The organism is Desertivirga arenae (assembly GCF_017355785.1).
Lineage (GTDB): Bacteria > Bacteroidota > Bacteroidia > Sphingobacteriales > Sphingobacteriaceae > Desertivirga > Desertivirga arenae.
In genome coordinates this window covers 1-9,298 of record NZ_JAFEWE010000026.1, presented here as the reverse complement: position 1 = coordinate 9,298, position 9,298 = coordinate 1, and the positions used below count along the sequence as shown (strand labels likewise).

The following is a 9,298-nucleotide window of genomic DNA, read 5'->3' as shown; positions in this document are numbered from 1 at the left end:
GTAGCAGGAACATTAAGCTCAACAAGTGATGATCCAAGTGCAACCTTTACCTATTCGTTAGTAAGCGGAACAGGAAGCACAGATAATGCATCCTTCAAGATTAGCGGTAACCAGATCCAGACCAATGCGGTGTTGAACTTTGAGAGCAAAGCAAGCTATAGTGTGTTGGTTAGATCAACTACTCAGTATGGTCTTAGCTTAGACAAAACTTTTACGATCACTTTAAACAACGTAAACGAACAGCCAACACTGAACAACATAGCCGCTCAAACGATCTGTTATACTCCTGCTCAGCAGACAGTAGCACTAAGCGGAATTTCTGCAGGTGAGGATGCGAATCAAACGACTAACGTAACAGTAAGCAGCACCAACAGTAACCTGTTCAAATCGCTAACCGTTACCCAGGCTAGCAACGGAGCTGCACAAGTTCGCTACACGGTAGCAGATGGCGCTTCAGGAAGTGCAGTAGTAAATGTGATGGTTACAGATAACGGCGGCACCGCTAACGGTGGAGTGAACACGATTCTGAAAAGCTTTGTACTGAATGTAAATGCCTTACCTGTACCAACTATTGCGACAGATAAAGGGGTGATCAGTATTTCTAAAGGAGATGTACTGGTGCTGAAAGCAGCAGGAGGAACACAATACCAATGGTCCAATGCTCCGGGTATCCTAAGTGGTGATAACTCTGCGAACTTAACGATTCGTCCGGATGCTACTACGACTTACCGTGTGCTGGTAACTAATGCCAGTGGTTGTTCTGAAAGCAAAGAGATCACTATCGAGGTAACGGAAGATTATGTGATGCTAAAAGGCAGCAATCTGATCTCTCCAAATGGTGATGGTGTGAACGATGTCTTCAAGATCGATAACGTGGATATGTATCCGAACAATACGGTGAAGATCTTCGACAGAGCAGGACGCTTGCTTTATGCTAAGAAGGGTTACTCTAAAGAGGGAGAATGGAACGGAATGTTAAATGGAGCTCCATTGGCAGAAGATACGTACTACTATGTGGTAGACTTCGGTCCTAACAAACCAAAGATCCAGGGATACATCACGATTGTAAGAGACTAATTGGAGGTAATAGGGTAGAGGTGAAAGGTTTGAGGTTAAAGGTCAAAGGCGAAAGCTCAAAGCTGATAGCTCAAGCTCACACCTCAACCCTCAATAAAGCTTAGAAAAATGAAATTAATAGTAAAGACAAAAAATATAAGATCAATCATCAGAGCAGGCGCCTTAGGCCTGCTGCTGATTGGATTGAAAGCAGAAACGGCGAAAGCGCAGTTACACCCGCTGGGGGCAATTTATTATCAAAACCCTTATTTGATCAACCCGGCCTTAGCTGGTAAAGAAGAAGGTTTTTATGCTAATGCTGCTGTCCGCAGGCAATGGTCGAACATGCCAGGTGCTCCTTCCACCCAGGCGTTAAGTTTTGAGTATGGATCTGGCAAGAAATCAGGAGTAGGGATCAACCTATACAATGATGAAGCGGGTCTTCAGAAAAGGACCCGGGTAAGAGGAACCTATGCCTACCAGCTTCCCTTGGATGCAGATGGTCAAAGACTAAGCTTCGGTGTATCTTTAGGTTATAGCGACGACCGGTTGATGCAGGAACGTTTAAGTTCTAACGTTGATGGTTCTGACCGTTCAATCGCGGGTTATCAGGATCGCGACACGTATTTTGATGGCGACTTTGGTGCAGCGTACCAAGGCAAGAAGTTAGGTCTGGAGCTTGCAGTACCAAACTTAAAATCATTCTTTAAGAAAGATCAGGCGGAAGGGAACCTGGCTGATGAATCAAAGCTGTACACAGCAGCAAGCTACAAGATGTTCTTCGCTGATGCTTTAGATGGGATGACACTGGAACCGAAGGTAGCTTATCGCCAGATCAAGGGTTTCGAAGACATTGTAGACTTTGGAGCAAACATGAGCCTGGCAGAAAATAAGGTGAATGTGATGGCAGTTTACCACAGTACCCGTAGCACTACCATCGGTATGGGTGTTAAGTACCAGAAATACCTGGTGATTAGCGGGATCTTCACTTCTGGAACTGCAGCTATCCGGGATTATACCAATGGCAACTTCGAACTGAACCTGAGGGTTAGTTTAGGCGAAGTTTTTAAGGGAAAGAAGTAAATAGAGACATTCTTTATTGCACCTAAAGTTAATAACTGAGAGATCTAAAGGGCCTTTGTTCAATTTCAAAGGCCCTTTTACTTTTAACGAGAATTTTTTACTGTAACCCGTTCATCTACTGATCGTAATACATCTCTAAATAGAAGCGTGGGGATGATCAAATTTTACGATATTATACTATTTATTGGCTTGTCGGGAGGATTGATGTTGTGTAGTATTCTTTTCTTCAAAAAAACTGGTAATAAATATCTTGGACGGCTTTTAGCAATTAGCCTTCTCTTAATTACGCTATACTTTATTGTATATGAGTCGCTGTTAACGCGTCTAATACTGCAAGTCCCTGCTCTTTATAGTGTGGCTTTTCCTTTTTATTACTTGATTCCTCCGGTGTGTTATCTTTACGTCCAAGGTAAGTTAGAGGCCCGTCAGGAACTTAAGAAAAGCGATTTACTTCATTTTATTCCAGGACTCCTGGCTTGTTTTGATCTTATCCCATTTTACCTTCAGCCTGAAAGTATAAAGTTCTCCTATATTTTGTCAATCCTCGATGACGTGACCCGATCACACTCCCTGAAAATGGGCTTTCTGAGTCCTTCAATTCATTTTCATTTACGCTTGATCCAAGCTTTCGTTTATTTAGGAGCTCAAGTTTTGGCCTTGATAAACTATAATCGAAATGTAGAGCCCGAAGTTAAATTATCCCAGCAGTGTCTCAGATGGTTAACTTCCTACACTTGCTTAGTCGTTCTTATTTATGTAAATCTTTTCGTACTTACGCTTGATGTTGATACTCACCTTGCTAGTCATAAGAAGTTGAGTGAGTTGAACGGTCTTCCTATGACTTTCATTGCGTTCTCTTTTTTGGGGATTGTTCTTAATCTATTTTTTACTCCAGAAATACTCTATGGTTTTAATACTGCACCTGCAGTTATGAAAATCGAAAGTCCTGTAAAGGATGCGGTAGTGGATTTAGTTTTGATGAACGCTCAACAGTCGACAGATGAAGAAGCCGAAGTTGAAACTGAAAAAGAGCAAGCATTGCTGTCTCCAAAGCAATTATCAAGCTTTGTTGAAAAATTAGAAAGTCAGTTGGAACAGCAGGAGTTATATAGAGAACAGAAACTTATTATAACTGGGCTTGCTGCAAAGGTTGATATTCCTCCTCGAACACTTTCCTATATCCTCAATACATATTATCAAAAACGATATACTGATTTTATTAATCAGTACCGGGTGAACTATGTTATTTCTAGATTTGAGAAGGACGATTGGAGGGGAATGACTTTAGAAGGATTGGCTTTCGAAGCTGGCTTTTCATCCCGAAGCACTTTTTTTACGGCTTTTAAGAAATGTACTGGAAATACTCCTTCAGAATATTTGGAGCAAATCACAGCTATGCGGGCCTTAGCTTAAGAATTCGTTATACTAGTCTTTATGCTAAGTTTAACTTCCAGACACTTTCATCGCTTATCACTCCTTTACGCTGCAAATCATTTTCTTCTTCATCGCTAAAGTAATGGCCTGAACCGGACCATAGGTTAGCTTTTGGATGACTGCTTTGCAATGATAGCTAATTTTTACTACTACCAATTCGACAGAACTAAATGTTTCCCTTAAGCGGCTATGAGACAGTTGTTTGTTAGTCCGAACTACTGATTTTGATACCTGAACTGCCAAACTTGTTTAAAAAAACAGTCGTACGAGTGCTCATGTAATGTTGCTATACTTCTTAAAATGGATGCTCGATAAAGCACCACAAAAGTCTGGCAATCTTACTTCCCTAAATTAATATTAAATGAAAAGAGAACAGTTTTTAAAAAGCTCTACTAATCATTGGCCGGGTTGCCAGGGTAGAATTGGAGTGAAATCAGATTTTCAAAGAAGCGGTTTGGAGGGCAGGATATGAAGAAATATTTACTGTTTGTCTTTCTGCTGGTCGGAGTGGCACAATCTCTAATTGCACAAACGGCTAATACTTCCCCGCTATCTTTTAATGGTTCAAATCAGTATGGATCTGTTCCTAACGTATACGGAATGGAATTCACTCAGGGAACTGTCGAAGTTTGGGTAAAGCCTGATTGGGATGGGACATCAAATATTAATGGAAATCCGGCAGTGATAGCTCAGCGAAATCCTACGGGAACGCGTTATAGCTTTCACATTAATAAAGGTTTGGAGGCAGTGGGTTTATGGAACGGCAGTGCCTATAATACCATTAGATACAATTTTCTTAGAGGAGTATGGTATCATTTAGCCTTTGTAATGACGAGTAATAATACGGAAATTTTTGTTAACGGTACTTCCATTGGATTTACAGGGAACGCCATTAATACTGCTAAAACAGGCTTACCACTAAACGTTGGAGTTGCCGAGTTTGGTGCATCAAGTTATTTTGAAATTTTTAAAGGGGAATTAGATGACATTAGAATTTGGAATACACCTCGTAATGCGACTCAGATTTCTACATCATATCAGAATCCTGTTGCAACTAATAGCGCGAATTTAATCGCTTACTATCAGATTGAAACAGGTATCACTGGTACTGCTAATCAGCAAAGCCGGACTCTAACTGATGTAACAGCTAATAAGTTCAACGGTAAACTTTATAATTATTGGGCGCCTGTGGTCTCATCCGCAACGCCTTCGACTATAAAATCTACCTCTGCCATTTTAGGGGGGAACGTATCCAGCGAAGAAGATATGGTGTCTGATTATGGAATAGTGTACTCTTCAACAAATACAAGCCCGAGTCTTTCTGACACTAAAGTAAAAATGGGAAATGGTGATGGAACTTATGCAACTACAGTTTATGGTCTTTCAGCCAATACTAGCTATTATGCAAGAGCGTATGCAACTAATACGGTAGGTACAACTTATGGCGATGTCAACACGTTCAGAACGTTGAATACTAACGCGCTTTTAAGTGGATTGAGTCTAAGCAATGGAACCCTTTCTCCTACTTTTAACAGTAATTCAACTAGTTATTCCGCTACGGTTGACTATTCAGTCAGCAGTATTACGGTTACACCTTCGCTTTCCGATGCAAACGCAAAAGTCAAGGTAGGGGGATTAGCTGTTGCTAATCAAACTGCTTCTCAAAGTATCAATTTAGCTGTCGGCAGCAATTCAATAGGTGTTGTTGTAACTGCGGAGGATGGACTTACAAATAAAACCTACACTGTTAGTGTAACTCGCAATAAGAAAAGCCAAGAAATTACCTTTGATCGCATTCCAGAAAAAACATACGGTGATATTGATTTCGATGCTGGTGCAGCTTCCAGTTCAAATCTTTCTATAGCTTATAGCTCAGATAATATATCCGTAGCCACCATTGTGAATGGTAAAGTTCATATTGTAGGTGCAGGAACTGCAACTATTACTGGTAGTCAGGCCGGAGATGGCACTTATGCTGCAGCTAATAGCGTGCAGCAAACTCTAACCGTTAGCAAAAAAGCTTTAACACTGAGTGCTGATAATAAAAGCAAGACTTACGGTGATGTTAACCCTGATTTAACAGTTACTTACGATGGTCTTGTTAATAATGAAACTTCATTAAAGCCAGCACCGACGGTAAGTACGCTGGCCACTGAATATTCAGGAGCTGGAACTTATGACATAGAGGTATTTGGAAAATCAGCAAATTATGAGCTTACCTTTACTAAAGGAACTTTAACAGTAGAGAAGAAGGCATTAACCATAACTGCAGATAATAAAAGCAAAACTTATGGAGATGCAAATCCTGATTTGACAATAACTTATAATGGTTTTGTTAATGGAGAAACTGCTTTAAAACCGGCACCGAGCGTAACAACGGCAGCTACTGAATTATCAGGAGCAGGTATTTACGATATTGATGTAACTGCAGAGTCTGATAACTATAAACTGACCTTTGTAAAAGGAACTTTAGCCGTCGACAAAAAAGCACTTAGTATTACTGCTGACAACAAAAGCAAGACTTATGGTGATGCAAATCCTGAATTGACAATTGCTTATGACGGTCTTGTTAATAATGAAACTGCTCTGAAGCCAGCACCGACTGTATCAACTACTGCTACTGAATTTTCCGGAGCGGGAACCTATGATATTGAAGTAACAGCAGAATCGGATAACTACAAGTTGACCTTGAATAAGGGGACACTAACTGTAGGTAAAAAGGCTTTAACTATAACCGCTGAGGATAAGAGCAAGACTTATGGAGATGCTAATCCTGAATTAACAGTAAGCTATGACGGACTCGTTAATCAGGAGACTGCCCTTAAGCCCACGCCTGTTATAACAACAATGGCAACTGAACTATCAGGGGCTGGCACTTACGATATTGAAGTAAGCGGAAGATCCTCTAACTATGAACTAACTTTCAGTAAAGGAACCTTAACAGTCAATAAAAAAGCTTTAATAGTAACCGCTGATAATAAAAGCAAGACTTACGGTGATGTTAACCCTGATTTAACAGTTACTTACGATGGTCTTGTTAATAATGAAACTTCATTGAAGCCAGCACCGGCAGTAAGTACGCTCGCAAGTGAATCTTCAGGAGCTGGAACTTATGACATAGATGTAACTGGAAAATCAGCAAACTATGATCTTACGTTTAATAAAGGAACTCTAACAGTAGAGAAAAAGGCTTTAACCATAACTGCAGATAGTAAAAGCAAAATTTATGGAGATACAAATCCTGATTTGACAATAACTTATAATGGTCTTGTTAATGGAGAAACTGCTTTAAAACCGGCACCGAGCGTAACAACGGCAGCTACTGAATTATCAGGAGCAGGTATTTACGATATTGATGTAACTGCAGAGTCTGATAACTATAAATTGACCTTTGTAAAAGGAACTTTAACCGTTGACAAAAAAGCACTTAGTATTACTGCAGATAACAAAAGCAAGACTTACGGTGATGCAAATCCTGAATTGACAATTGCTTATGACGGTCTTGTTAATAATGAAACTGCTCTGAAGCCAGCACCGATTGTATCAACTACTGCTACTAAACTTTCCGGAGCTGGAACTTATGATATTGAGGTAACAGCAGAATCAGACAACTATAAGTTGACTTTGAATAAGGGAACATTAAGCGTAGGCAAAAAAGCTTTAACTATAACCGCCGAGGATAAGAGCAAGACTTATGGGGATGTTAATCCTGAATTAACAATAAGCTATGACGGTTTAGTAAATGACGAAACTGCTTTAGCAACAGCACCAACAGTAACAACAACTGCGACAAGAGAATCAGGCGTAGGTACTTACAGTATTGAGGCAATAGCAAGTTCTGATAATTACGAGCTTACCTTCAATAAAGGAACACTTACCGTAGGCAAGAAAGCCTTAACTGTAACAGTGGATGACAAGAGCAAAACTTATGGTGATGAGAATCCCCAATTCACAGTTAAGTATGATGGTCTAGTCAATAGAGAAACGGCTTTATCTCCTGCCCCTGGCATAACAACTACTGCAAATAAACAATCCATAGTAGGAACATATGATATTGAGGCAAGTGGAACATCTGATAACTATGAGCTTACTTTCAAAAAAGGAACACTAAGCGTAGGTAAAAGAGCCTTAACAGTTACAGCAGAAAATAAGAGCAAAACTTATGGTGATGCTAATCCTGCCCTGACTGTTACCTATTCGGGTCTGGTGAATAACGAAGAATCTTTAAATCCTGCGCCAACTGTCACAACGAATGCTACTGATCTATCAGGAGTTGGGACTTATGATATTACAGCAACAGGAACAGCTGCAAATTACGAGTTAACCTTCAATAAGGGAATTTTAACAGTAGGCAAGAAAGTTTTAACGGTAACAGTCGAAAATAAAAGCAAAACTTATGGTGATGCTAATCCTACTCTAACAGTTACTTACTCAGGTCTGGTAAATGGTGAAACAGCACTAAATCCTGCACCAACAGTCTCCACTACGGTAACACAAGCTTCAGGAGTGGGAACTTATGATATCACCGCAACAGGGACTGCAGCAAACTACGCGTTGACCTTTAATAAGGGAACACTAACAGTAGGTAAGAAAGCTTTAACTGTTACAGCAGAAAATAAGAATAAAACTTATGGTGATGTTAATCCTGCGCTTACCATTACCTATTCGGGTTTAGTTAATAACGAAACAGCTTTAAATCCTGCACCTGTAGTTTCTACTACTGCAACGCAAGGTTCTGGAGTAGGAACGTATGATATTACAGCAAGTGGAGCGGCAGCAAATTATGAGTTGACCTTTAATAAAGGAACACTTAGCATATCTAGGAAAGCCTTAACGGTAACAGCAGATAGCAAGAGCAAAACTTACGGTGAAGCTAACCCTGCACTAAGTGTAACTTATTCAGGATTGGTAAACGGGGAGACCATTCTTAACCCTGCACCTTCGGTAAGTACTACTGCAACGGCAGCGAGCAGTGTAGGCGCTTATGACATTACTGCAAGCGGAACAGCTTCAAACTATGATGTAACCTTCGTAAAAGGGACACTAACGGTAGCTAAGAAAGCCCTTACTGTAACCGCAGAGAACAAGGCAAAAACCTATGGTGATACTAACCCGGCACTGAGTGTGACTTATTCAGGTTTGGTAAATGGTGAAACAGCTCTTAACCCTGCGCCAAGTGTTACTACAACAGTAACGAATGCAACAGGTGTTGGAAGTTACGATATCAATGTAAGTGGAACAGCAAGCAACTACAATGTAACTTATGTAAAAGGAACACTAACAATTGGCAAGAAAGCGTTGACAATCACTGCAGAGAACAAAGAGAAGTTCCAGGGACTGGCTCTTCCAGCTTTCACAGCAGCTTACAACGGCTTTGTAAACGGAGAAACTAGTTCAGTATTAACTACTCAACCAGCTTTCTCTACCACAGCAACCGCTAATTCAGCTCAGGGAACTTACCCAATCACAGTAAATGGGGCAACCGCTGCTAACTATGTGATCAGTTTTGTTCCTGGTGTATTAACGGTTAAACCTGGTTATCCAACCAGCATCACTCTGGCAGCAAGTACGCTTTATGAAAATGCTCCGGTAAGTACGGTAGCAGGAACATTAAGCTCAACAAGTGATGATCCAAGTGCAACCTTTACCTATTCGTTAGTAAGCGGAACAGGAAGCACAGATAATGCATCCTTCAAGATTAGCGGTAACCAGATCCAGACCAATG

At 40.5% G+C, this 9,298-nt stretch carries 5 protein-coding genes; 4 read left to right on the top strand and 1 reads right to left on the bottom strand.

Annotation, left to right across the window (positions count from 1 at the left end):
• The 3 genes from J4N24_RS25275 to J4N24_RS25265 all read left to right on the top strand — a co-directional run.
• The coding region (locus tag J4N24_RS25275) for a T9SS type B sorting domain-containing protein (RefSeq protein WP_207536528.1) at positions 1-1,077 on the top strand (1,077 nt) is incomplete at its 5' end.
• A gap of 108 nt (positions 1,078-1,185) precedes the next feature.
• A complete protein-coding gene (locus tag J4N24_RS25270) occupies positions 1,186-2,139 on the top strand; it encodes a PorP/SprF family type IX secretion system membrane protein (RefSeq protein ID WP_207536527.1) in 954 nt (317 codons plus the stop codon).
• Positions 2,140-2,292: 153 nt separating this feature from the next.
• Positions 2,293-3,552: a helix-turn-helix domain-containing protein gene (locus J4N24_RS25265; RefSeq protein WP_207536526.1), complete on the top strand. Its 1,260-nt coding sequence runs from the start codon at positions 2,293-2,295 to the stop codon at positions 3,550-3,552.
• A 57-nt stretch (positions 3,553-3,609) separates the two neighbouring features.
• Here J4N24_RS25265 and J4N24_RS25260 read toward each other — a convergent pair whose 3' ends face one another.
• On the bottom strand, positions 3,610-3,816 hold the full coding sequence (locus tag J4N24_RS25260) for a hypothetical protein (RefSeq protein ID WP_207536525.1): 207 nt from the start codon (positions 3,814-3,816) through the stop codon (positions 3,610-3,612).
• A gap of 225 nt (positions 3,817-4,041) precedes the next feature.
• On the opposite strand from J4N24_RS25260, the gene J4N24_RS25255 reads away from it, so the two are divergent.
• Positions 4,042-9,298, top strand: a 5,257-nt coding sequence (locus tag J4N24_RS25255; protein ID WP_207536524.1) for an MBG domain-containing protein, incomplete at its 3' end; no start/stop codon positions are given.

Excerpts from the sequence above, each read along its gene's own strand:
- J4N24_RS25270 (WP_207536527.1), top strand. The coding sequence starts at position 1,186 with ATGAAATTAATAGTAAAGACAAAAAATATAAGATCAATCATCAGAGCA.
- J4N24_RS25265 (WP_207536526.1), top strand. The coding sequence starts at position 2,293 with ATGATCAAATTTTACGATATTATACTATTTATTGGCTTGTCGGGAGGA.